Here is a 21,278-nt window from a genome sequence, read left to right on the forward strand (position 1 = left end):
AAGCGTCCGGCGCGTCGGGATCCCGCGATCCGTCGGTCACGGGCCGGGGCTCAGTTGCCCGCGTACTGGCGTTCCCACGCGGTGATCCATCCGTCGAGCGACCCTTGGAGCTGGTCGTACGTGAACGTGACCGGCTCGTCGGGCTCCTGGGCGAGGTCGGCGTAGTCGTCGGGCAGCTCCGCGGTGTCGGTCGCGGGGAACGCGACGTTGCGCTGGGCGATCTCCCCCTGGACCGCGGGTTCGAGCATGAACGACATGAACTCGCGGGCGAGGTCGGGCTCGTCGGCGTCGGCGAAGACCGCCATTCCCTCGGGGGTCGCATACGCCTGGTCGTTCAGGAAGCGGATCTGGTGTTCCTGGAGGTCCTCGCCCTCCATGTCCGCGAACACCTGATCGGTGGAGTACGACACCACGATGGGCGCTTCCCCCTCCGACCACGAGGTGTAGGCGTCGTCCCAGGAGCCGAGCACGCGGACGTCGTTCTCCTGGAGCTCCGCCCAGTAGTCGAGGTAGTCGTAGTCGGGGTCGCCGTCGCCCCCATCGACGTCACCGTCCTCGCCGTCGCCGAACCGGGCGACCGTGTGTAACATGAACGCCCGGCCCGTCGAGGAGCCGCCGGGGTTCTGCGCGATGAGGTCGCCGCGATGGTCCTCCGCGAGCAGCCCCTCGAACGTCTCGGGGGCCTCCGTCTCGGTGCCGTCGTACACGAGGCTGACGTAGCCGGTGTCGAACGGGACCGCTCGCTCGAACGGGTCGAACCGGAGCCCGTCGCGGACCGCGTCGCTTCCCTCGATCTCACCGGCGGGGGCGAAGAGGTCGTCGTCGACCGCCTCGTCGATCCGGACCAGGTCCTCGGCGGTGAGCCCGACGTAGAGGTCGGCGTCGATCGACGCCCCCGAGGCCGCGCGCTCGACGTAGTAGTTCACCTCGTTGTCGGGGGTTGCCCACTCCAACTCGGCGTCGACGCGCGACTCGAACTCCTCTTTCAGCCACTCGCCGGGGCTCACGGAGGGCGCGTCGATGAACGCGCCGTAGGTCGCGACCGTCAGCGTCGGCGTCTCGTCCTCCTCGCCGTTCTCGCCGTCCTCGCTTCCGTCGTCCCCGTCGTCGCCGTTTCCGTTACCGCCGTCGCTCTCTCCATCGCCGTCGGAGCCGCCCGAATCGCCCGATCCCCCGTCCCCCGTTCGTTCCGCGCTACAGCCGGCGAGCCCCGCCACGCCCGCCGCGCCGCCGAGCGCGAGGAACCGCCGCCGCGTGTGTCGTCCGTCGATCGCGTCCGTCTCGTCTGTCATTACTTGGTTGTTGTACTCGGTGATTACATAAGGGATCCGTGTCGGCGGCGGGTCGTCTCCGATGCCGACCCCCGTTGCCGCCGCCCGAGACCGACCCGTTTAATCGACGCCCGCGCCAGTCTCCCCGTATGAGCGGATTCCCCGAGTTCGAGGTGATCCCCGCGGTCGACGTCCAGGACGGCTCCGTCGTCCAGCTGGTCGGCGGCGAGCGCGGCACGGGCAAACGCTACGGCGACCCGGTCGAGGCGGCGACGCGCTGGATCGACGAGGGGGCCGCGACCCTCCACCTCGTCGACCTCGACGGGGCGTTCGAGGGCGAGCGCGAGAACGCCGCCGCGATCGAGGCGGTCGTCGACGCCGTCGACGACGCCGTCGGTCTCCAGCTCGGCGGCGGGATCCGGACCGCGGCCGACGCCCGTGGACTGTTGAACGCCGGCATCGACCGCGTGATCGTGGGCACCGCGGCGGTCGAGAACCCGGAGATCGTCGCCGAGGTCGACGAAACGCATCCGGAGAGCGTCGTCGTCAGCCTCGACGCGAAGGAGGGGGAGGTCGTCGTCTCGGGATGGACGGAGGGGACCGGCCTCGACCCCGCCGACGCCGCCGCGCGCTACGAGGAGCTCGGCGCGGGCGCGATCCTCTTCACGAACGTGGACGTCGAGGGGCGACTGGAGGGGATCGATCGGGAGGCGGTCGAGAGCATGGTCGAGGCGGTCGACATCCCGGTGATCGCGTCGGGCGGCGTCGCGACCGTGGACGACGCGGTCGCGTTGAAGCGGGCCGGCGCGGCCGCGGTCGTGGTGGGGACGGCGCTGTACGAGGGTCGGTTCACGCTGCGGGAGGCACAGGCCGCGACCGACGAGGCCTGAGTTCGTCGACCGTCGCGGTCGGCGGATCCGCGCCGGCTACTCCTCGGGTCGCTTCCGTTGAACGACCAACACCGGACCGAGAAAGCGCTCCGCCACCTGTTCGGAGGGCATCCCGAAGACGAACGTGGTGACCGACGGGTCCGTCTCGCCCATGACCACCGCGTCGTGGTTCTCGCCGTGGCGGGCGATCGCGTCGACGGCCGCCCCCGCGTCCTCGACGGCGACCCCGATCTGCTCGGGGTCCATCCCGCGCTCGACGAGGTCGGCTCGCACGCCGTCCAGGAACGACTCCCCGTCCGCGGGCGACTCCCCCTCGTCGAGCGCGTGGTACAGCGTCACCGCCACGTCCGACTCGGCGAACAACCCGGCGACGAGCCGCGCGCTTCGGTCGATCCCGACCGTCCCGCGGAGCGCGACGAGGACGGACTCGACGCGATCCGTGCTGTTCGGGACTAACACGGCGAGACAGTCGTACTCGTAGATGAGCCGATCGACGGTCGTCCGCTCGTCGTGAGTGAACACGAGTCGCACCTCGACGGTCGCGCCGGCGTCCGTCAGCGCGCCGGCGAACTCCTCGAGTTTCGACATCGCCGTCTCGCCGAACTGCGCTCTCGCCTGCTCCGCGGCCGTCTGCTCGGGGATAACGTGGTACCCCAACAGGACGACGTGGGCGTTCGAGAGCAGCTCTGTCGTCCCCGCCGGAAGCGACTCGCCCTCCAGCACCTCCAGCGGGACGAGCACCGCGGGACGGTCGGTCACGGTTCCCGCCGTGTCGTCCGGTGGCGTCGTGTCGTCCGGTGGTGTCGTGTCGTCCGATGGCGTCGTGTCAGTCATTTCGGAATCTCCCCTCGAGTTCGACGTCCGTCGCGTAGTGGCGGTACCAGCCGTAGGCCGCGACCATCACCGCGATACCGATCCCGATCGACGCCGGGCGCATGAACGCGATGAGCGCGAAGCTCGCGGCCGCCCCGCAGGTCGCTATCGCGAGTCCGGCCGGACAGCGGAACGACGGCGCGTACCAGTCGGGTCGCTCGCGTCGAAGCCGGATCAGCGCGACACAGATCAGCCCGTACATCACGAGATGGAGGAAGGAGGCGACCTCCGCGAGCACCTCCACCTGCCCGGTCGCGGCGAGGGCGACGATCGGTCCGCCTGCGAGCCCCAACGCGACGTGCGGCGTCCCGTACCGGAGATTGATCCGGCTCGCGGCCGCGGGGATGAGGTCGTCGCGGCTCACCGCGTACACCGCCCGCGAGGCGCTGAGGATCGACGCGTTCGCGCTCGAGAACGTCGCCAACAGCCCCGCGACGACGATGGCGATCGCCCCCGGAAGGCCGACGAACTCGCGGGCGACCTCGACCATGGCGGTTTCGCCGAACTCGCCGAGGCGGCCGCTGCCGAACGCGCTCGTCGCGACGAAGACGGTCACGACGTAGAACACGCCCACGACGAGAACGGACGCGACCATCGCCAGCGGGAGGTTTCGCGAGGGGTCCTTGATGTCGCCCGCGACGGTCGCCACCTGCGCGAAGCCGAGATACGAGGTGAACACGAGCGCCGCGGTCTGGAAGACCGGAAGCAGGCCGCCGGGCGGGAAGAAGCGCTCCGGGGTGCGCTCCGTCCCGAACACCCCGAGCGCGTCGAGGCTGCCGTAGCTCAGAAACAGCGTGAGGATGACGAGCAGGACCGCCACGATCCCGTTCTGGAGCGACGCGGTGTTATCGGTCCCGAAGAGGCTGAGCGCCGTGAGTCCCGCCCCGAACGCGACGCCGAGGGGGACGGCCGGGTCCAGGGGCAGCGCGATCCCCGCCTCGAGGAACACCTGCCCGGCGTAGCTCCCGAGCCCGACGAGGTAGAACGCCGACGCGAACACGAGTCCGAGCCAGAGCCCGATCCCGACGATCGCGCCGGGAGCGGTACCGAGCGCGCGCGAGATGAAGAAGTAGCCGCCGCCGCTGCGCGGCATCGCCGTCGCGAGTTCGGAGGTCGGCAGAGCCACGAGCAGCGCGACGATCGCTCCGATGGCGAACGACAGCGACGCGGCCGGACCGGCGCTCTCGGCCGCGAGTCCGGGGAACACGAAGATCCCCGCGCCGATCATCGTCCCGATCCCGATCGCGAGCCCGCCCGAGAGGCCGATCGTCCGCTCGAGCTCCCCCTCGCCCGTGTCTGCGTCGACGGCGTCGGCGATCCCGTCCGGGACGTCGACGGCGGCGGCATCGGCGTCGCTCGGACCGTCCGATCCCGGCCCGATCGGACCGTCTGGAGCCTCCATGCCACGGGAGACGACTCCCGCACGGGGGAAATAGCCACCGCCGCAGTCGAAACCGTCTCGTCCGCCTCGCCGGTAAGCGCCTCGCGTCGCCATACCCGCAACCGCCTTAAGAGCCCCCGCCGACGGTCCCGTATGGGCGATCACGACCGGACCGCGGCCGTCTCCCGCGAGACGGCGGAGACGACGATCGATCTGGCCCTCGCCATCGACGGCGACGGGGAGAGCGAGGTCGACACCGGGATCGGGTTTTACGACCACATGCTCGAATCGTTCGCGAAACACGGCCTCTTCGATCTCACCGTTCGCTGTGACGGCGACACCCACATCGACGATCACCACACCGTCGAGGACGTGGCGATCTGCCTCGGCGAGGCGTTCGAGGAGGCGCTCGGCGACAAACGCGGGATCCGGCGGTACGCCGACCGCCGAGTCCCGCTCGACGAGGCGGTGGCGAGCGTCGTCGTCGACGTGGCGGGGCGGCCGTACTACGACTTCTCGGGCGAGTTCTCCCAGGAGCGGGTCGGGGAGTTCACGAGCGTCATGGCCGACCACGTCGCGCTCTCTTTGGCCAACAACGCCGGGCTCACGCTCCACGCCGCGGTCGAGACGGGCGACAACGCCCACCACGAGGTCGAGGCGCTGTTCAAGGCGCTCGCGCGCGCCCTCGACGACGCGACCCGGATCGACGGCCGCCGGAGCGACACGCCGAGCACGAAAGGCGAGTTGTAACCGTCTCACGCTCCCCGCCTACCACGGCTCTCGTCTCCCACGCCTCCCGCTCACGGCGCCTCGATCGCGGCTGGATCACTCAAACGCGTGTTTCAGCCATCGGGACCCACATGGTTCCGTCGGTCGAAGCGGCACGTATGGGACGACCGTCCCCGTCAGACCCCCTCCACGTACCGTCGACGACCGACGATAGCACCCGCTGGCGGCTCGAGAGCGAGGACCTCCACGTCCGCAACCACGACCGTCGAACCGAACACGACGTCCGACTGGAGATCCGTCGCGACGACGAGCTTCGCCACCGCGGTGACTACCGCCTGCTTTCCGACCAGTCAGGGAGTTCGGTGAACCTCCTCGCGGCCGGCGAGTACACCGTCACGGCCACCGTCGACGACGCGGAGTCGGAGACGGCTACGGTTCGCGTCTCCGACGACCCGAACGAGACGATCGTCGTCGAGATCATCAACGGCGCGGTGCGGATATCCGAGGGCGTCAACTGAGCCGCGTTCCGGCCGCCATCGTGCGGCTTCGGCGTCCGCCGACCCGTATCCTCCCGATCCGTTTTACGTGTGCGAACCGTCAGCACGGACGAGATGGAGCTCCGCTGTGAGGGGTGTGCCGGCTGCTGTGTCGACTGGCGACCGCTCACGCCCGAGGCCGCCGGCTCCGACCGGGCGGGCCGTCGTCCGCCGCTCGACGACGTCTACGACCTCGTGCCGCTCACCCGCGACGAAGCGGTGAGGTTTCTCGACCGCGGGCTCGGCGACGTGATGACGCCCCGCCTCTTCGAGCCCGCCGAGGGCGACGACCGCGTCCGGATCGACGGGGTCGACCTCGCCGCGGTCGACGGCCGCCCGGTGTTCGTGGTCGGCCTACGGAAGCCGCCGAAGCCGGTCGCGCCGATCGGGACCGACGAGCCCCGGTGGCTCGACGCCTGCGTCTTCCTCGATCCGACCACCCTCCAGTGTCGGATCCACGACGACGACGCGTACCCCCGGACCTGCGCGGCGTACCCCGGTCACAACCTCGCGCTCGACGCCGAGACCGAGTGCGAGCGCGTCGAGGCCGCCGGCGGCGGCGAGCGCCTCCTCGGCGACGAGCCGCCCGCGGACCTCCCCGCGCCGGCGTTCGGTCCGCAGGCGCTCGGATCGACCGTCTTCGCGTACCCCGACCAGGACGACCTCGAGGGCGCGGTCATGCGGATCCGCGACGGCGAAACGACCGCCGCCGACCGCGCCCGGTTCGTCGGGGCCGCCGCCGGCTCCCGACCCGGATCGCTCTCCGTCGACCGCGACCGCATGGCGGAGGCGCGCGCTCGGGCCCGCGCCGCCGACTCGTGGGCGGGGCGGGCGATCCGGGAGTGGTCGAAGCGAGCCGGTGACGACGGGGCCGGCGACGACGGAACCACGGACGGTGCCGGCGTCGGTCTCGGCGCGGACGCCCGCGAGCGGCTGGTCCGCGAACTGGAGGACGACGCCGGCGCGCCGCCGACGCCGGGGTGGGACTGAGGGGTCGCTCTCTTTCACCCGATCCCTCCCGGACACCCGTCACCCGAACGACCCTGGCCGCCACACCCCCTGTTTCCCGTCGAGCCACGCGACGACGACGACGTGTGGAAGCGTCAACGCCGCGATCGCGACGAGCGAGACCGCGAGGAGGTCTCCGGCGTCGCCGACGTTCGAGGGAACCGCGAGGGCCACGCCGCCCACCACCAGAAAGCCGCCGAGCGTGAGCGGCGCGGCGTCGCGGGCGAACCGCGCGAGCGCGGCGCGAACGCCCCCCGTTCCGTCCGTCACGTCCGAGACGGCGTCCGGATCCACCAACAGCAGCCGCCCGACGTGGCGCAGCGAGTGCCAGGCGGCGAAGTAGACGCCGATCGCGAAGACGGGAGCGGCGAGCAGAAACCACGCCCACAGGACGACCGTCTCGCCGGCGTCCCGGAGCCACCCGCGTCGGTCCGCGCCGGCCCGAACGCGACGGTAGCCGAGCCCCAACGACAGCAGCGTCGCGCCGGCCATGACTGCGCCGACCGCGAACCGCGTCGACGGCGCAAAGAGCGGGTCGAGGGCGGCAGCCGCCACGTCGGCCGTGGGGATCGTGGCCTCCGCGCCGACCGCATCGGGGGCGCCGGTCGTGCCGGACGCGTCGGCGACGAACAGCCCGACGACCCACTCGGCGACCAGCCGGTACTCCTCGGGGTGGCTCACCAGCGGAACGGCCATCGGGAGCCCGCCGCGGACGACGAGCGTGAGCGTCCGCTCAACCGGGGTCGGGAGGTGGTCGACGCCCGCGATCGACAGCGTCGCCACGTCGCCCTGTCCCCAGTGGAGCCACGTGAGGCCGACGAACCCGACGAACGCGGCGACGGGCGCGAGGAAGAACGCGACGACGACCGCGCCGCCGAGGACCGCGTAGACGACCGAGACGGCCGCCACCGACCGCCGGAGCGACACGCCGGGGCCCTCTCCGCCCCCGGCGGCCGCCCGCAGCGGAACCAAGTGGTCGACCGCACCGTGAGCCATCCCGACGACGAGCGTGCCGAGCGCGAAGACGGCGACGCCGATCTCGACCGGAAACAGGGGGGTAACGGCCCCGACCGGGAGCAGCGCCGCGAGCGCGATCGCGGGCCGGCGCGCGAACCAGCGGTCGACGAGGGACCGCACGGTGCGGTCGTCGGACGCGTCGGCAGTCGCGGCGAGATCAGTCATCGACGGGATCGAGGTCGACGCTCGGCTCGATGTCGACGCTCGGCTCGATGTCGACGCTCGATTCGGCAGACGTGTCGACGCGATCGATCGCGTCGCCGTGACGCTCCCCAACCGCCGCGGTCCGACGGTCGTTCCGGTCGAGGACCCACTCGAACAGGACGAGCCCGTTCGCGGCCATCAGCCCGGCGGCGACGAAGAAGCACGCCTCCTCGATCGGGAGCCCGAGGACGGCCACGCCGGTGGTGAACTCCGGGGAGACGCGCCACGTCCCCAACCCGATCGCGATCCGGTCGACGACACAGAGGTACGCCGCCGGGACGAGCGTCGCCGCGAGCCACGGCCGGGGCGCGCGGACGAGGTGGCCGCCGCCGACCGCCCACTGGAGCGCGAGGACGGGTCCGATCCACGCGAGGAGGCCGCCGAGATAACGGAACGACGCGTCGAGCGAGACGAGCCACAGCCCGCATACCAGCGCGGCGAGGCCGACGAGGACGCCGGCGACCCGCGGACGACGGTCGAGGTCCCCGTCGCGAAAGCTCGGATCGAAACCGACCCGGTGGAGCACGAGCGCGACGAGAAGCGTCTGTATCGCGAAGAAGAGGTACTCCCCGAGCGGGATCGACAGCGCCCGGACGAGCACCGCGCCGTCGGCGTACGACCACGCTCCGCGGCGGATCATGTAGGCGATCCACGGCGTCGTGTACGCGTACGCGATCCCGACGAGAACCGCGATACCCGCGGCCGCACGGCGACGGCGGACACCCTCGTACCGCGGCGCGAGCGCCCACAGCACCGCGAGCGCGGGGAGGGTGAAGACGAGGTGGAACTGGAGGTACGTCGGCGTGGGGATCACGGCACCACCCGAACGGAAACGGCCATGAGGGATCCTCCGGGCCGACCCTAATCAAGCATGGGTCCCGATTATCGAAACGACGAGGCTCACTCCGCGCTCGAGAGCACGCCGTGTGCCTCCAGCACCTTCCCGAGCCGGTACATCGAGGCGACCACCGCGTCACACGCCGGCCTGACAGCCGGCTTCGGGACGAATCCCACCGAGAGTCCCGCGACCTCGAGCATCGGGAGGTCGTTCGCGCCGTCGCCGACCGCGACCGTGGACGCCATCGGGACGCCGAGCTCCGCGGCGAGACCCTCCAACGCGTCGTCCTTCGTCCCCTCGATCAACGGCCCCTCGGCCTCGCCGGTGAGCCGTCCGTCCGCGATCGGCAGCCGATTGGCGAGTATCGTGTCCACCTCGACGCCCTCGCGTTCGAGCGCGCGCTCGACGCCGCGCTCGAAGCCGCCGGTGAGCACCGCGACGTGGTGGCCGTCGGCCCGCAGGCGCGCTATCAGTCGCGCCGCGCCCGGCCGGATCCGGACCGCGTCGAACGCCGCGGCCGCGGCGTCCTCGTCGAGCCCGCCGAGCAGCTCCGCCCGGCTGTAGAGGCTCTCGGCGTAGCTGATCTCGTCGTTCATCGCCCGCTCCGTGATCTCGGCGACCTCGTCGGCGACGCCCGCCCGCTCGGCGAGCAGCACCGTCATCTCGGAGTCGGAGAGCGTGCCGTCGAAGTCGAACGCGACCAGGCTCATGCCCACCGTTGGGCCGGCAGGGGTCTTTAAGCGCCTGATCGGCGGTCGAGACGGCGCTCGACCGACGCCGCCCGCCTCCGGTGGGCTTTTGCCCACGCCGGGCGTTTTCGCCTCCATGACCCGCGCCGAGATCGACGTCGACGACCTCCTGAAGATCGTTCTCGGACTCGCCGTCGTGTGGCTTCTCCTGGAGGTCCTCGGGACGGTGCTTGACCTGACGTTCGCGCTGCTCGACGCCCTCCCGACGCTCATCGTCGTCATCATCGTCGTCCTGATCGCCTTACGGCTCGCCGATCGGATCTGACCACGTAGCGTCCGTGTTCAGCCTCAACGTTCCGCTTCCGCCCGCCGTGGGGCGTCTCGCCGACGATCTCCAGCCGAAACTGTCGGGGTTCGATCGGGTCCGCGACCGCCACACCCTGGTGTGTAAGCGGTTCGGCGTCGACGACGTGACAGCCGGCGCGGAGCCGGCTCCGGGCGCGGACGCGAGGGAGGGGCTCGACGGCGACGGCGCCCCGCCGCGGTCGGTGGCGCTCGATCGCCTCCGCGACCGGCTCCGGCGACCCCTCGCCGGAACGCCCCCGTTCGCGGTCGAGGTCACCGGTGTCGACGCGTTCGATTCGCCCGCGTCCGGCTCCGGCCCGGTCGTCTACCTCGCCGTCGAGAGCGAGGGGCTCGTCCGGCTCCACCGCCGGCTGTGTGCCGTCTTCGGCGTGGTCGACGGGATCGAGGGCGACGCGTACGTCCCGCACGTCACGCTCGCGCGGGGCGGGGGACCGGCTTCCGAAACCATCGATCGCCTCCGCCGGATCGGGTTCGACCCGATCCGGTGGCGGGTCCACGCGCTCGACCTGTACGACCCCGCGTTCCGCGAGATCGCCGCGACGATCGAGTTGTGAGGGGGTGAAAGCGGGAGGAGACGTGGCCGATACGTCGGCCGCGCAGTGCGAAATCGTTGCTGGCGCGGTGAACGCCGCCAAAGCCCCACCCCGCACAGCACCGCACCTCACGCCTCCCCAGCCTCGTCAGTCGCCTCCGGCGACTGACTCCCTCGCGTTCCGGTCGCGGGCCGCGGCCCGCGACCGGGCGCGCCGGGACGCTTCGGAGGACCTGTGACACGGCTTCGCTCACCGCTCGCGGATCCGCATCGGCACCGGGTGGTCCGGGTGCATCGTCAGCGACCCGCGAAGCGAGAGGTCGGGCCCCTCGTAGTCGAGCTCGTAGCGCGAACAGACGCACGCGAGGATGAGCTTCGCTTCCAGCAGCGAGAACGCCTTCCCGATACAGTGGCGCGGCCCGCCGCCGAACGGGAAGTACGCGAACCGGGGCCGCGCGCTCCGGCGCTCGGGCGTCCACCGGCTCGGGTCGAACGTCTCGGGGTCGTCGTACCACCGCGAGGAGCGGTGGACCACCCACTGCGAGCACATCAGCGCGGAGCCCTCGGGGATCCGGTAGCCGTCGATCTTCACGTCGAGCTTGGGCTCGCGAAACAGGGTGTAGACGGGCGGGTACAGCCGCATCGACTCCGAGAGGACCCGGTCGGTGTACGTCATCTCCCTGGCGTCCGCGGCGTCGGGCGACCCCGACTCGGTCGCGGCCGCCGCCTCCCGCTCCACGCGCGCTCTCGCGTCGGGGTGCTTCGAGAGGAGGTAGAACGTGTACGTCAACGCGAGCGCGGTCGTGTCGTGGCCGGCCAGGAGCATCGTCACCAGCTCGTCGCGTAGGTTCTCGTCGGTCTGCTCGCCGCGGTCGCGCGCACGCAGCAGGACCGACAGCAGGTCCATCGGCAGGTCGCCGTCCGGATCCCCCGACGGGCCCGCCACGGCGACCCCTTCGGGACCGGCCGGATCGACGGCGGGGTCGCGCTCGGTGCCCCGCCGGCGCTCGACGATCCCGTCGATCACCGACTCGAGGGTGTCGACGGCGGCGTCGAACTCGCGGTTCTCGCGGGTCGGCACCCAGTTCGGGATCAGGAACCGGCGCGGATCCGGCTCGAATCGCGCGCCGAGCGGCTCCAACTCCTCCTGGACCGTCTTCACTTCCTCGTCCGTGACGTCCGCACCGAACATCGCAGAGACGATGATCCGGACGGTGAGGCGGGCGACCTCCAGCTGGACGTCGACGACGTCGCCGTCGCCCCAGTTCGCGAGCTGCGACTCGGTGTGATCGACCATCGTTCCCGCGAGCGCGCCGATCCGGCGATTGTGGAATGAGGGGTTCGCGAGGTTCCGCTGGCGCCGCCAGGTGTCGCCCTCGCTCATGAGCAGTCCCTGGCCGAGCAGCCGGTCCATCGCGTCGTCGCCGAACTGCGGTTTGCGGTACCGTTCCGCCTCCGAGACGAGCACGCGCTCGATGTCGTCGGGGTTCGTGAGCAGGTACGTTTCGCGCGGCCCGAGATCGAAGCGCACGACGTCGCCGTAGCTATCGGCGCAGGCGCGCATGAAACTGAAGGGGTCGTCGGCGTACTGGCGGCCGTTGCCGAAGAGGGGGTCCCCGATGGGTCCGGGCGGCGTGACGGACATACGAGTTCTGGGGGTTGAGCAGGGTTAAACGTTCGGCGAGGCGAGAAACGCGGGAGACGAGGTACGGGGCGTTGGCTCCGAGAATGCGACGGGATCGCCGCTGTGAAACGGCGGGCCGCCAGCGCTCGGTCACCGGGCGTCGAGCCGTTCGACCCAGTCGATGAGCTCTTCCACGGCCGCCTCCTGGTTCTCGGTGGCGTCGACGATGCGGTCGGTCGCGTCCTCGGTGCGGTCGGAACGCTCGCGGACCGCCTCCAGCGACGAGGTGAGCTCCTCGACGGTGGCGGCTTGGTCGTCGGTCGTGCGCGCCACCTCCGCGACGCCCGCCGCCGCCTCGTCGACGGCGTCCGCGATCTCTTCGAGCGAATCGAGAACGGTCTCGATCTCGATGCCGGCGTCCTCGATGCGCTCGTGGGAGCGCTCGACCGCGGTCGTCGTCTCCGCGGACTGCTCCTGGAGCTTGTCGAGGCTCTCCGTGATCTCCTCGGTGTAGCCGCGGGTCTCGTCGGCGAGCTTCTTCACCTCCTCGGCGACGACCGCGAAGCCGTTGCCGTCCTCGCCGGCGCGGGCAGCCTCGATGTTGGCGTTTAACGCGAGCAGGTTCGTCTGCTCGGCCACGTCGGATATCACCTCGATCACCTCCTCGATGTCGTCCATCCGCTCGGAGAGCGCGCCGACGCTGTCGACCAGCTCGTCGCCGATCTCGACGACGTCTCCCGTCGCCTCGCGGGCGTCCTCGCTGGCGTCGAGCCCCTCGTCCACGGCCTCGCTGGCGGCGACGGCGGCGGAGTCGACCTGGTCGGCGGTGGCGGCGACCTCTTCCATCCCCGCCGAGAAGGACTGCATCTCCGAGACGCTCTCCTCTAACAACTCGTTCTGCTCGTCAACGTTCTCCGCGATGTCCGCGGCCGCGCTACCGGCCTCTTCGACGGTCGCGTCGAGGTCGCGCGCCTTCGAGTGGACGCTCGAGGAGAGCTCGTCGAGGTTCTCGGCCATCCCGTTGACGACGTCGACGACGCGGAGGAGTTCGTCGTTGAGGTGCTCGAACGATTCCCGCCGCGCCGCGCGGACGTCGAGGTCGCCGTCGCCGATCGCGTCCGCGGTCTGGCGCACCTCTTCGAGCAGCGCCGCGGTCGCGTCGCGCTCGGTCACCGTCTCAGTCCGGTCGATGACCACCTCGGTCACGCCCACGAACTCGCCGGTGTCGTCGTCGTACAGCGGGGTCGCGGTGAAGTCGATGTGCCGCTCGTCGCCGTGGCGGTCGACCATCGTGCTGGAGTCTCGGTATCGGTTCTTGGCCGGATCGCGCCGCTCGACGTCGTACACCTCGTCCGCGTCTTCCGGCGCGTCGAGCACCTTGTCGGCGAGCGTGTCGGCCCGGCGGCCGTCCGGGTAGAACAGCTCGGAAACGTGGCCGTGACCGATCGCGTCCTCGCGGTCGACCCCGGTGAGCGCGGCGATCGACTCGTTCCACTCGGCGACGTGGCCTTCACGGTCGAGAATGAACGTCGGAACGCTCATCGCGTTGAACACCTGTTGGAACCCGGCACTCGCGAGCGTCTTCGCTCGGTCGACGCCGTCCTCGTCGCTGACGGTGTGTCGTTCGCCCGTTCGTCTCCCCGTCGCGTCTCCGTCGTCCGCCTTCCGGAGTCCCCCGTCCGACGACTCGTCAACGACGACGCCGCCGTCCGGAACCGACCGTGCGTTCCGGTCCCTCCCGAACACGCGACGGAGGAGCCCTCGAAATCCCGCCATGATCACCCGAACCTCTCCGAACCGCCTATATAATATCCGGCCCTGGAAAATCAGATCTGATACTTCCATCCGTCGCCGACGGATCCCGCCCGCAGCGTTCAAGCGCGTCCGTCGGCTACGTGCCATCGATGGATGTCGACGCCGTGAGAGCCCGTGCGGCCGATCTCCCGACGGAACCCGGCGTGTACCAGTTCCGGTCCGGAGAGACGACCCTGTACGTCGGCAAGGCGGTCGATCTCCGTGATCGAGTCCGGTCGTACGCCGATCCGCGGTCGGCCCGGATCCGCGGAATGGTCGAGCGGGCGGACCAGGTCGAGTTCGCCGTCACCGACACCGAGACGCAGGCGCTGCTGCTCGAGGCCAACCTGATAAAGCGACTCCGGCCGCGGTACAACGTCCGGCTGAAGGACGACAAGTCCTATCCACTGGTTGCGTTTTCCGATCACGAGGTTTCGCGGATCGAGGTGACACGCGATCCCGACGAGGGCGCACTCGCGTACGGCCCGTTCACGAACAAGGGGCGCGTCGAGACGGTCGTGAAGGCGATCCGAGACGAGTACCGGCTCCGCGGCTGTTCGGACCACAAGTACGCGAATCGTGACCGACCGTGTCTCGACTACGAGATGGGGATCTGCTCGGCACCCTGTACCGGCGAGATCGATCCCGAGAGCTACGCCGAGGACGTCGCCGCCGCACGCCGCTTCTTCGAAGGTGAGACCGGCGCACTCGCCGACCCGCTCCGCCGCCGAATGGAGGCGGCCGCCGAGAACGCCGAGTTCGAGCGCGCGGCGAACCTCCGCGACCGGCTCGAGGCCGTCGAGGCGTTTCACGGTGAGGGCGGCGAGGCGGTGAGCGACCGATCCGACGACCGCACCGTCGACGTGCTCGCCGCCGTCGTCGAGGGCGATACCGCCCGCGTGGCGCGCCTCCACAGCGAGCGCGGCCAGCTCGTCGACCGGAGTCGCCACCGGCTCGACACGCCGACGGTGACCGCGGCGGTGGAGAACGCGAACGACGGGGAGGTGGTCGGTGACGCCGAGGAATCCGTCGTCGACGCGCACACACCGGCGGCGGTGCTCTCGGCGTTTCTCACCCAGTACTACGCCGAACGCGAGTTCCCCGACGCGGTCCTCCTCGCGGAACGTCCGTCCGACCCCGACGTGATCGAGTGGCTCGAACGCGAGGGCGTCTCGGTCCGCGTCCCCGGCGCCGGACGGGAGGCGAAGCTCGTCGAGCTCGCGTTGAAGAACGCCCGAAAGCGCGGCGGCCGCGACGACCCCGTCGGCGCGCTGGCCGACCGTCTCGGGATCGACCGCCCGGCGCGGATCGAGGGGTTCGACGTGAGCCACGCGTCCGGGACCGCGGTCGTCGGTTCGAACGTCTGTTTCGTCGACGGGAGCGCTCGGACGAGCGAGTACCGCCGGAAGAAGCTCACCGATCGCAACGACGACTACGCCAACGTGCGGGAGCTGGTCCGCTGGCGTGCGATCCGGGCGATCGAGGGCCGCGACGACCGCCCGGACCCGGATCTGCTTCTCATCGACGGCGGCGAGGGGCAGCTCGGTGCGGCGCGCGATGCGCTCGTCGAGACCGACTGGGAGGTGCCGGCGATCGCCTTGGCGAAGGCCGAAGAGCTGGTGGTGACGCCGAACGGGCCGCTGCGGTGGCCCGACGACGCGCCGGAGCTCCACCTGCTCCAGCGCGTCCGCGACGAGGCGCACCGCTTCGCCGTCCAGTACCACCAGACCGTCCGCGACGAAGTGAAGACGGTGCTCGACGACGTTCCCGGCGTGGGCCCGGAGACGCGAAAGGGACTGCTCCGACGGTTCGGGTCGGTCGAGAACGTCCGCGAGGCCTCGTTGGAGGATCTCACCGATATCGACGGCGTCGGCGACACGACGGCCCGACGGCTCCGGGACCGGTTGTAGTGGCGAGCAGGCGGCGAACCCTCCCGGAACGACCGCCGCGCACCCGCCCCCCGTTCCGGGCCTCCATCAGACCACGGGGTGGATGGCCGCGGCTTCGAATGTATACTCACGGACCGCGCGAGTCGACGACGGGGATCGACCGCGGCGAGGCGGTCGGTGCTCAGTTACCGGCCTCGTCCGCGACGAGTTCGTCGTACCGCGCGCCGGTCTGTTTCAGCGTCTCCGTCGAGTAGAGCCGCTCGTGCTCGAACGGGAGGTACTCCGCGGCGAGCTCGTCGATCTTCGCGTCGACCGCCTCGGCCTCGCGGCCGTGGATCATCGTGAACAGGTCGTACTCCCACCCCTGCTCGGGGCGGCGCGGCCGGTGGTAACAGAGGGTGACGTACGGGAGGCTTCCGACCGCCTCGCCGCGCGCGTCGAGCTCGTCGTCGGGCACGTCCCAGACGACCATACAGTTGTTCGTGAAACCGGTGACGACGTGGTTGACGACGCAGCCGATACGCTTGATACAGCCGTCGGCGAGCAGGCGGTCGACCGCCGCGAGCACGTCGTCGACGTCGGCACCGATCTCGCGAGCCACGTCGGCGTAGGGGGTCGCGGACAGCGGGAAGCCGTCCTGGATCGCGACGAGGAGGTCGGCCTCGAGCGCGTTCAGGTCGCCACGGGCGTCCTCGGAGATGCGGGTGGCCGACACGTCCGTCCGTTCCAGCGATTCCCTGGCGAACCGGTCGCCGTTCACCACGGGGAACTCCAGGTCGATGTAGTAGTCCGTGAGCATCGGGAGGTTCAACACGTCACAACCGGTTCGCTCCTCGATCTCGACGAGGATCGCGTCGCGCCTCTCGCGGGAGCCGGCGGTGACGACGAACCACTGGTTCCACTCGTGGTCCCGACGGTAGTTGTGGTTCACCTGTCGGTAGCCGTTGATGACCTCGGCGATCTCGTCGAACCGGTCCTCGGGCGCGCGCACGGCCGCCAGCGTCGAGGAGCCGATGACGGGCGGGTTGAGCACCGCGCCGAACCGCCGGAACACGCCGCGTTCGCGGAGGTCGCGAACGCGGTCGAGGACCTCGTCGCCGTCGACGTCGACGCCCGTTTCGACCGCGATCTCCGCCGCGACGCGCTCGAACGGCCGCGACTCGACGGGGAAGCCGCTCTGGTATCCGTCGATGAGCGCGGCGTCGACCGCGTCGATCCCGGCCCGCCAGTCGGCGTCCAGACTCATTACCGGTAGCAGGGGTCGCGCGTACCTACGCGTTTCGGAGGATCGTTCCGCAAGGTAGTCGCCGTTCGGAGCGCGGGAGTTCAGTCGTCGGCGGGGTGCCGGGCGGAGACCGGCGCGAACGCCCGAGCGCTCTCCTCGAGCTGTGCCGTAGAGCAGCCACCGACGGTTGCGGCCTGCTCGAGCGTCAGCGTGCGGGAGCGATACAGCGTGAGTGCGGTCGCCACGGATTTGGACGTCATCTGGTACGAGTCACACGTGGATGGACGAACATATAATAGTATCGGATTTTAGAACCGGTAACGGACAGTAGAGATCGGATATTGTTTCGTATATTCATATACTGGCCATAAAAGTGTACGTCTAATCGGTTTTAATTTGGTAACGAGTCTCACGATCTCGGCTTCACGCGGCTCCCGTCGTATCTCGTTCGACGTTCCCCACGTCTCGCGCTCGACGACGGTCCACCGGCGGTCAACGCCCCGTCATCGAGGGACCCGACCGAGACGCTCTCGATCGACGGGGGCCTCGACACCGTTCCCGCCGCGTGGGAGTCGAGCGAGAGGCTTTTCGTTCGAGAACCCGAACGTCGCATATGGCTCAGGCGACCCAGGAGTTCGGCGAGTGGCCCCTCAAGCGGCTGATGACCGAGGTCTGCGGCTCCGGGCACAAGTCGGCCGACGACCTGACCCGCGCGCAGGCGACGGAGGCGTTCGAACGTATCCTCGCGGACGAGCCCGACCCGACGACCCTCGGAGCGTTCTGGCTCGCGAACCGCTGGAAGCGCAACACGCCCGAGGAGCTCGGAGCGTACGTCGACGTCATGTGCGATCGCGTCGAGTACGCGGAGCCCGACGCCGACCCCGTCGATTGTGGCGCGAACTACGACGGGAAGGGTCGGACCGCGATCCTCGGCGTGGCCGCCGGCGCGGTCGCGGCCGCGGCGGGCACGCCCGTCGTCGTCCACTCGGGCGACCGCGTCCCGACCCAGAAGCAGGACGCGTACAAACACGTCCTCGACGAGCTGGGCGTCCACACCGAGCTGACGCCCCGTGACTCCGCCGACATGGTCGACGAGACCGGCTTCGGCTTCTACTACCAGCCCGCGTTCAACCCCGCGATCGACGAGCTGTTCGAGCGCCGCGACATGATGGGCGTCCGGACGTTCGTCAACACCATCGAGACGCTGGCGAACCCCGCGGGCGCGTCGATCCACCTCGGCTCGTTCTACCACCTCGCGTTCGCGAAGAAGGTGGTCGACACGTTCGTCGAGAGCGAGTTCCACGACCTCGACCGCGTCCTGATGTTTCAGGGGATGGAGGGGTACGACGACGTGCGGCCGGGGTACACCAAGGTCGCCGAGTGGGACGCGGCGGGAGACGACGCCGGCAGCGACGGCGCGTCCTTCGACGACTTCGAGATCGAGACCGCCGAGTACGGGATGGACCTCGAGGAGGCGGATCTCGCGGTCGACGACGTCGCGGCCGAGTCGGCCGCCATCACCGAGGAGATCCTGGCGGGCGAGCGCGACGGGGCGTTCGCCGACGCGGTCGCGGTCAACGCGGCGCTACGGATCTACGCCCGCGAAGACGCCGACTCGATCGAGGAGGGCCTCGAGGCGGCCCGTGCGGCCATCGACGACGGCTCCGCCCGCGAGGTCCTCGAGGCGCTCCGCGACTTCTGAGGGCACCGTTCGAACGCGGTTTCGTCGCCCGCTCTCGCGACCGAATCAGCCGATCCGGGTCGAATTTTGGACGAAATTCGGAAAGCCGTCTTGAGTCTCCGGAGCCAAGGGAACGTGTACCGAACATGACCCACGATACCCCGTCACATCATGCCGACGTGTGAACACTGTCAGGCGCACGTCTCCGAACGGTTCGTCCGGGTGTTCGCGGACGCTCGCGGCCGGATACACGCGTGTCCGAACTGCTCGGCGAACGCCGGGATCGCGGAGGTCGCGAAGGAACGGGCCCACGACGCCTGATCCGCCCGAAACCGGACGAAGAAAGCGAAAACGGCCGCCTAGCGGGTCGGTGCGGGCGGCATCGACCGCTTGTGCGCGCTTCGCTCGTACAGCTCGACGACCCGATCGACGGCCTCCTCGGGAAGACCCAGCTCTCGAACCGTCGCCGCTCGCGAGAGCCCGCCGTCGACGTGGACCGCGAGGATCGCGTCGACGGTGTCGTAATCGAGGCCCATCTCCTCGGCGTCTGTCTGTCCCTCCCACATCCCGGCGGTCGGCTCCTGCATCACGAGGTCGCGGGGGACGCCGACGTGGGCGGCCAGCTGGCGCACCTGCTGTTTGTAGAGGTTGCCGATCGGGTTACAGTCGACCGCCTGGTCGCCGTACTTGGTGAAGTATCCCGTCATCGCCTCCGCGCGGTTACCCGTCCCGAGCACCACCCGGTTCTCCGCGTTGGCGACGAAGTAGTTCAGGACCGCACGGGTCCGAACGTACACGTTCCCCGCCGCCGTCCGGTCCTCGGCGGCCTCCGGAAACGCAGCGAAGAACGACTCCGCGATCGGCTGGATCTCAACCACGTCGTACTCGATCCCGAGGTCGTGAGCCACCCGCTCGGCGTCGCTCATCACGTCCGGGTCGTTCATCGCGGCGGGCATCGTGATCCCGTGGAGGCCGTCCTCGCCGAGCGCCTCGACCGCGAGGTGGGCGGTGAGTGTCGAGTCGATCCCGCCCGAGAGACCGAGGACGGCCCCCTCCGCACCCGCGTCGTCGACGACGTCGGCGATGAACGAGACGATGCGCTCGCGCGCCTCCTCCAGTTCCGCCTCCGAGAGTCGCAGATCGATCGGGGGGTCCTCCGACAGCAACACTGACTGCTCCGGCGTCTGGCTCATGAAGGAAGGGTGGGGCCGAGACGACTAATAGCTCCCCGTTCCGGACTCGAACTGGACGCACGTCCGGTTTTCGATGGATATCGTGAAGATGGCCCTCGTGAACGGAGCGAGACAAATCGGTTCGCTGTCGGCGCGCGCCTCCGAGCGCCCGGAGGGCGCGAGGAGTCCGCGCGAGGGAGGTCGAGGTGACCCGCCGGCGGTTCCGGCGGGTCGGCGAGACCGAGGCTGGGGAGGCGTGAGGTGCGGTCGCGGCGCCGTCCGCGGCCGGGATTCGGCGGTCGTCACCGCGCCGCCGACGACGCGTAGCCGGTCGTTCGACCCCTCGAGGACGCGCTACTCCAACATCCCGTCGCGCTCGGCCAGCAGCAACCCCTCCAGGGTCGCGTCGTTCGTCGGGGTCTCGCGCGCGATCGCGAGCGCCTCGTCGACCGGCACGGTCCGCGGGACGAGGAACTCGTTGCTGTCGGCGTCGACGTCGACCGGCTCCAACCCCTCGGCGAACACGTATCCCCGCCGGTGTCGCAACACGCCGGTCGAACACCACACCTCCTGGAGCAGCGTCGTCGACGAGGGGGCGAAGCCGGTCTCCTCGGCGAGCTCGCGGGCCCCCGCGGCGGTGTAGGACTCGCCGGGCTCGACGATCCCGGCCGGTAGCTCCAGCTGGGTGTTCCGCACCGTCGGGCGGTACTGCTCGACGAACAGGACCGCGTCGTCGGCGACCGCGACCACGACCGTCGCGGGCGGGAGCTCCGCCCAGTAGTAGTTCTTCTCCGTCCCGTCGGGCTGTTCGACCCGGTCGTATCCCCCGACGAACCAGCCGGGGTCGTACTCGACGGCGACCTCCCGGACCGGCCACTCCGGCTCGCCCGGCAGCGAGTGGAGCCGCCCGTCTGAAAAGGCCGGCAGGTCGCGTAAATCGCTCGCGGGGTGACCCCACGGCGAACCGGTCGGGTCGTCGCCGCCGCGGATCGGGTCGACCTCGCGGTCCGCGCCGTCGCCCTGGTCCGCGCCGTCGTGGTCCGCGTCGTCGGTCATGTCGGGGACTGCGTCACCTCGACGTAATACGTTTGGCCGTCGCGCTCGACCCGGACGCCGCCGTCGGTCCCCGCCTCCGGCGCGCGCCGGGTGAGCGCGTCCACCTCGTCGAACGGCGTGTGGGTGAACCACTCCTTCATCCCGTAGGGACCCATCAGGTACGGCTCCGAGCGGCCGTCCTCGCTTCCGATCGCGGCCGTCAGGTACGGGTAGCGGCGCTCGGAGAGACCTGTGGCGTTCGCGGTCGGCTCGTCGGTCTCGATCGGCTCGGCGGTGAGGTAGTAGGGATCGCCGCTCCCGAGGTAGCTCGGCAGCGCGCCCAACGCCAGCAGCGCGAGCGCGATCACCGCGAGCGCGACGAGGAGGTTCCGCGTGACCGGGCGCATACCTGGAATAGGGAGCGGCGTCGAATACGGGTTTCGGCCGCGGCCGCCGCCGCACTCCCTCCGTCGGCGGACGGGACGGTCGACGCCGACGACTTTTAGATCTCGGCGGCCCTCCCT

The 21,278-nt window shown here is 70.3% G+C and carries 22 protein-coding genes; 9 read left to right on the forward strand and 13 right to left on the reverse strand.

The window, feature by feature from the left end:
• Positions 1 to 50 precede the first annotated feature (50 nt).
• Positions 51 to 1,292: a thiamine ABC transporter substrate-binding protein gene (locus NO889_RS03010; protein ID WP_256410781.1), complete on the reverse strand. Its 1,242-nt coding sequence runs from the start codon at positions 1,290 to 1,292 to the stop codon at positions 51 to 53.
• 128 nt (positions 1,293 to 1,420) lie between these two features.
• On the opposite strand from NO889_RS03010, the gene hisA reads away from it, so the two are divergent.
• Positions 1,421 to 2,161: a 1-(5-phosphoribosyl)-5-[(5-phosphoribosylamino)methylideneamino]imidazole-4-carboxamide isomerase gene (hisA, locus tag NO889_RS03015; protein WP_256410782.1), complete on the forward strand. Its 741-nt coding sequence runs from the start codon at positions 1,421 to 1,423 to the stop codon at positions 2,159 to 2,161.
• Between the two features lie 36 nt (positions 2,162 to 2,197).
• Here hisA and NO889_RS03020 read toward each other — a convergent pair whose 3' ends face one another.
• A complete protein-coding gene (locus NO889_RS03020; RefSeq protein WP_256410783.1) occupies positions 2,198 to 2,995 on the reverse strand; it encodes a universal stress protein in 798 nt (265 codons plus the stop codon).
• On the reverse strand, positions 2,988 to 4,436 hold the full coding sequence (locus NO889_RS03025; protein WP_256410784.1) for an APC family permease: 1,449 nt from the start codon (positions 4,434 to 4,436) through the stop codon (positions 2,988 to 2,990). The genes NO889_RS03020 and NO889_RS03025 overlap by 8 nt, the downstream gene beginning before the upstream one ends.
• Positions 4,437 to 4,568: 132 nt before the next feature.
• Here NO889_RS03025 and hisB point away from each other — a divergent pair, with 132 nt between their 5' ends.
• The 3 genes from hisB (at position 4,569) to NO889_RS03040 (ending at position 6,670) form a co-directional block, all read left to right on the forward strand.
• Entirely contained in the window at positions 4,569 to 5,165 is a 597-nt protein-coding gene (gene hisB, locus NO889_RS03030; RefSeq protein ID WP_256410785.1) for an imidazoleglycerol-phosphate dehydratase HisB, read from the forward strand.
• A 137-nt stretch (positions 5,166 to 5,302) separates the two neighbouring features.
• Positions 5,303 to 5,662, forward strand: coding sequence for an Ig-like domain-containing protein (locus NO889_RS03035; RefSeq protein ID WP_256410786.1), 360 nt, complete (start codon positions 5,303 to 5,305; stop codon positions 5,660 to 5,662).
• 93 nt (positions 5,663 to 5,755) lie between these two features.
• Positions 5,756 to 6,670 carry a YkgJ family cysteine cluster protein gene (locus tag NO889_RS03040; protein ID WP_256410787.1) on the forward strand — a complete coding sequence of 305 codons (915 nt, stop codon included), beginning with the start codon at positions 5,756 to 5,758 and terminating at the stop codon, positions 6,668 to 6,670.
• A gap of 39 nt (positions 6,671 to 6,709) precedes the next feature.
• On the opposite strand, the gene NO889_RS03045 is transcribed toward NO889_RS03040, so the two are convergent.
• The 3 genes from NO889_RS03045 to serB form a co-directional block, all read right to left on the reverse strand.
• Positions 6,710 to 7,870: a Brp/Blh family beta-carotene 15,15'-dioxygenase gene (locus NO889_RS03045; RefSeq protein ID WP_256410788.1), complete on the reverse strand. Its 1,161-nt coding sequence runs from the start codon at positions 7,868 to 7,870 to the stop codon at positions 6,710 to 6,712.
• Positions 7,863 to 8,723 (reverse strand): lycopene cyclase domain-containing protein, encoded by an 861-nt coding sequence (locus NO889_RS03050; RefSeq protein ID WP_256410789.1) that lies wholly within the window; start codon positions 8,721 to 8,723, stop codon positions 7,863 to 7,865. The genes NO889_RS03045 and NO889_RS03050 overlap by 8 nt, the downstream gene beginning before the upstream one ends.
• Before the next feature lie 86 nt (positions 8,724 to 8,809).
• Positions 8,810 to 9,457 carry a phosphoserine phosphatase SerB gene (serB, locus tag NO889_RS03055; RefSeq protein ID WP_256410790.1) on the reverse strand — a complete coding sequence of 216 codons (648 nt, stop codon included), beginning with the start codon at positions 9,455 to 9,457 and terminating at the stop codon, positions 8,810 to 8,812.
• Positions 9,458 to 9,572: 115 nt separating this feature from the next.
• Between serB and NO889_RS03060 the strand changes: the two genes are divergently transcribed.
• Together NO889_RS03060 and NO889_RS03065 are read left to right on the forward strand one after the other, a co-directional pair.
• The gene (locus NO889_RS03060) at positions 9,573 to 9,761 is read left to right on the forward strand and encodes a DUF7554 family protein (protein WP_256410791.1); all 189 of its coding nucleotides are present in this window, start codon (positions 9,573 to 9,575) and stop codon (positions 9,759 to 9,761) included.
• A gap of 13 nt (positions 9,762 to 9,774) precedes the next feature.
• Positions 9,775 to 10,356, forward strand: coding sequence for a 2'-5' RNA ligase family protein (locus NO889_RS03065; RefSeq protein WP_256410792.1), 582 nt, complete (start codon positions 9,775 to 9,777; stop codon positions 10,354 to 10,356).
• A 228-nt stretch (positions 10,357 to 10,584) separates the two neighbouring features.
• Here the strand turns inward: NO889_RS03065 and NO889_RS03070 are convergent, their stop codons facing one another.
• Both NO889_RS03070 and NO889_RS03075 read right to left on the reverse strand, forming a co-directional pair.
• On the reverse strand, positions 10,585 to 11,979 hold the full coding sequence (locus NO889_RS03070) for a cytochrome P450 (RefSeq protein ID WP_256410793.1): 1,395 nt from the start codon (positions 11,977 to 11,979) through the stop codon (positions 10,585 to 10,587).
• A 129-nt stretch (positions 11,980 to 12,108) separates the two neighbouring features.
• On the reverse strand, positions 12,109 to 13,734 hold the full coding sequence (locus tag NO889_RS03075) for a methyl-accepting chemotaxis protein (protein ID WP_256410794.1): 1,626 nt from the start codon (positions 13,732 to 13,734) through the stop codon (positions 12,109 to 12,111).
• A gap of 128 nt (positions 13,735 to 13,862) precedes the next feature.
• Here NO889_RS03075 and NO889_RS03080 point away from each other — a divergent pair, with 128 nt between their 5' ends.
• The gene (locus NO889_RS03080) at positions 13,863 to 15,662 is read left to right on the forward strand and encodes an excinuclease ABC subunit C (RefSeq protein ID WP_256410795.1); all 1,800 of its coding nucleotides are present in this window, start codon (positions 13,863 to 13,865) and stop codon (positions 15,660 to 15,662) included.
• Between the two features lie 160 nt (positions 15,663 to 15,822).
• Here NO889_RS03080 and ahbB read toward each other — a convergent pair whose 3' ends face one another.
• Together ahbB and NO889_RS03090 are read right to left on the reverse strand one after the other, a co-directional pair.
• A complete protein-coding gene (gene ahbB / locus NO889_RS03085) occupies positions 15,823 to 16,887 on the reverse strand; it encodes a siroheme decarboxylase subunit beta (protein WP_256410796.1) in 1,065 nt (354 codons plus the stop codon).
• Between the two features lie 80 nt (positions 16,888 to 16,967).
• Positions 16,968 to 17,126, reverse strand: coding sequence for a DUF7317 family protein (locus NO889_RS03090; protein WP_256410797.1), 159 nt, complete (start codon positions 17,124 to 17,126; stop codon positions 16,968 to 16,970).
• A 353-nt stretch (positions 17,127 to 17,479) separates the two neighbouring features.
• Between NO889_RS03090 and NO889_RS03095 the strand changes: the two genes are divergently transcribed.
• Positions 17,480 to 18,568, forward strand: a complete 1,089-nt coding sequence (locus NO889_RS03095) for an anthranilate phosphoribosyltransferase (protein WP_256410798.1) — start codon at positions 17,480 to 17,482, stop codon at positions 18,566 to 18,568.
• A gap of 150 nt (positions 18,569 to 18,718) precedes the next feature.
• Positions 18,719 to 18,868 (forward strand): DUF7563 family protein, encoded by a 150-nt coding sequence (locus tag NO889_RS03100; protein WP_179234045.1) that lies wholly within the window; start codon positions 18,719 to 18,721, stop codon positions 18,866 to 18,868.
• 38 nt (positions 18,869 to 18,906) lie between these two features.
• Here NO889_RS03100 and NO889_RS03105 read toward each other — a convergent pair whose 3' ends face one another.
• From NO889_RS03105 to NO889_RS03115, 3 genes are all read right to left on the reverse strand, one after another.
• A complete protein-coding gene (locus tag NO889_RS03105) occupies positions 18,907 to 19,740 on the reverse strand; it encodes an NAD+ synthase (protein WP_256410799.1) in 834 nt (277 codons plus the stop codon).
• Positions 19,741 to 20,073: 333 nt separating this feature from the next.
• Entirely contained in the window at positions 20,074 to 20,775 is a 702-nt protein-coding gene (locus NO889_RS03110; RefSeq protein WP_256410800.1) for an NUDIX hydrolase, read from the reverse strand.
• Positions 20,772 to 21,161, reverse strand: a complete 390-nt coding sequence (locus NO889_RS03115) for a hypothetical protein (protein WP_256410801.1) — start codon at positions 21,159 to 21,161, stop codon at positions 20,772 to 20,774. The genes NO889_RS03110 and NO889_RS03115 overlap by 4 nt, the downstream gene beginning before the upstream one ends.
• Positions 21,162 to 21,278: the final 117 nt, after the last annotated feature.

The sequence above is a fragment of the Halorubrum rubrum genome (assembly GCF_024494685.1).
GTDB classification, from domain to species: domain Archaea; phylum Halobacteriota; class Halobacteria; order Halobacteriales; family Haloferacaceae; genus Halorubrum; species Halorubrum rubrum.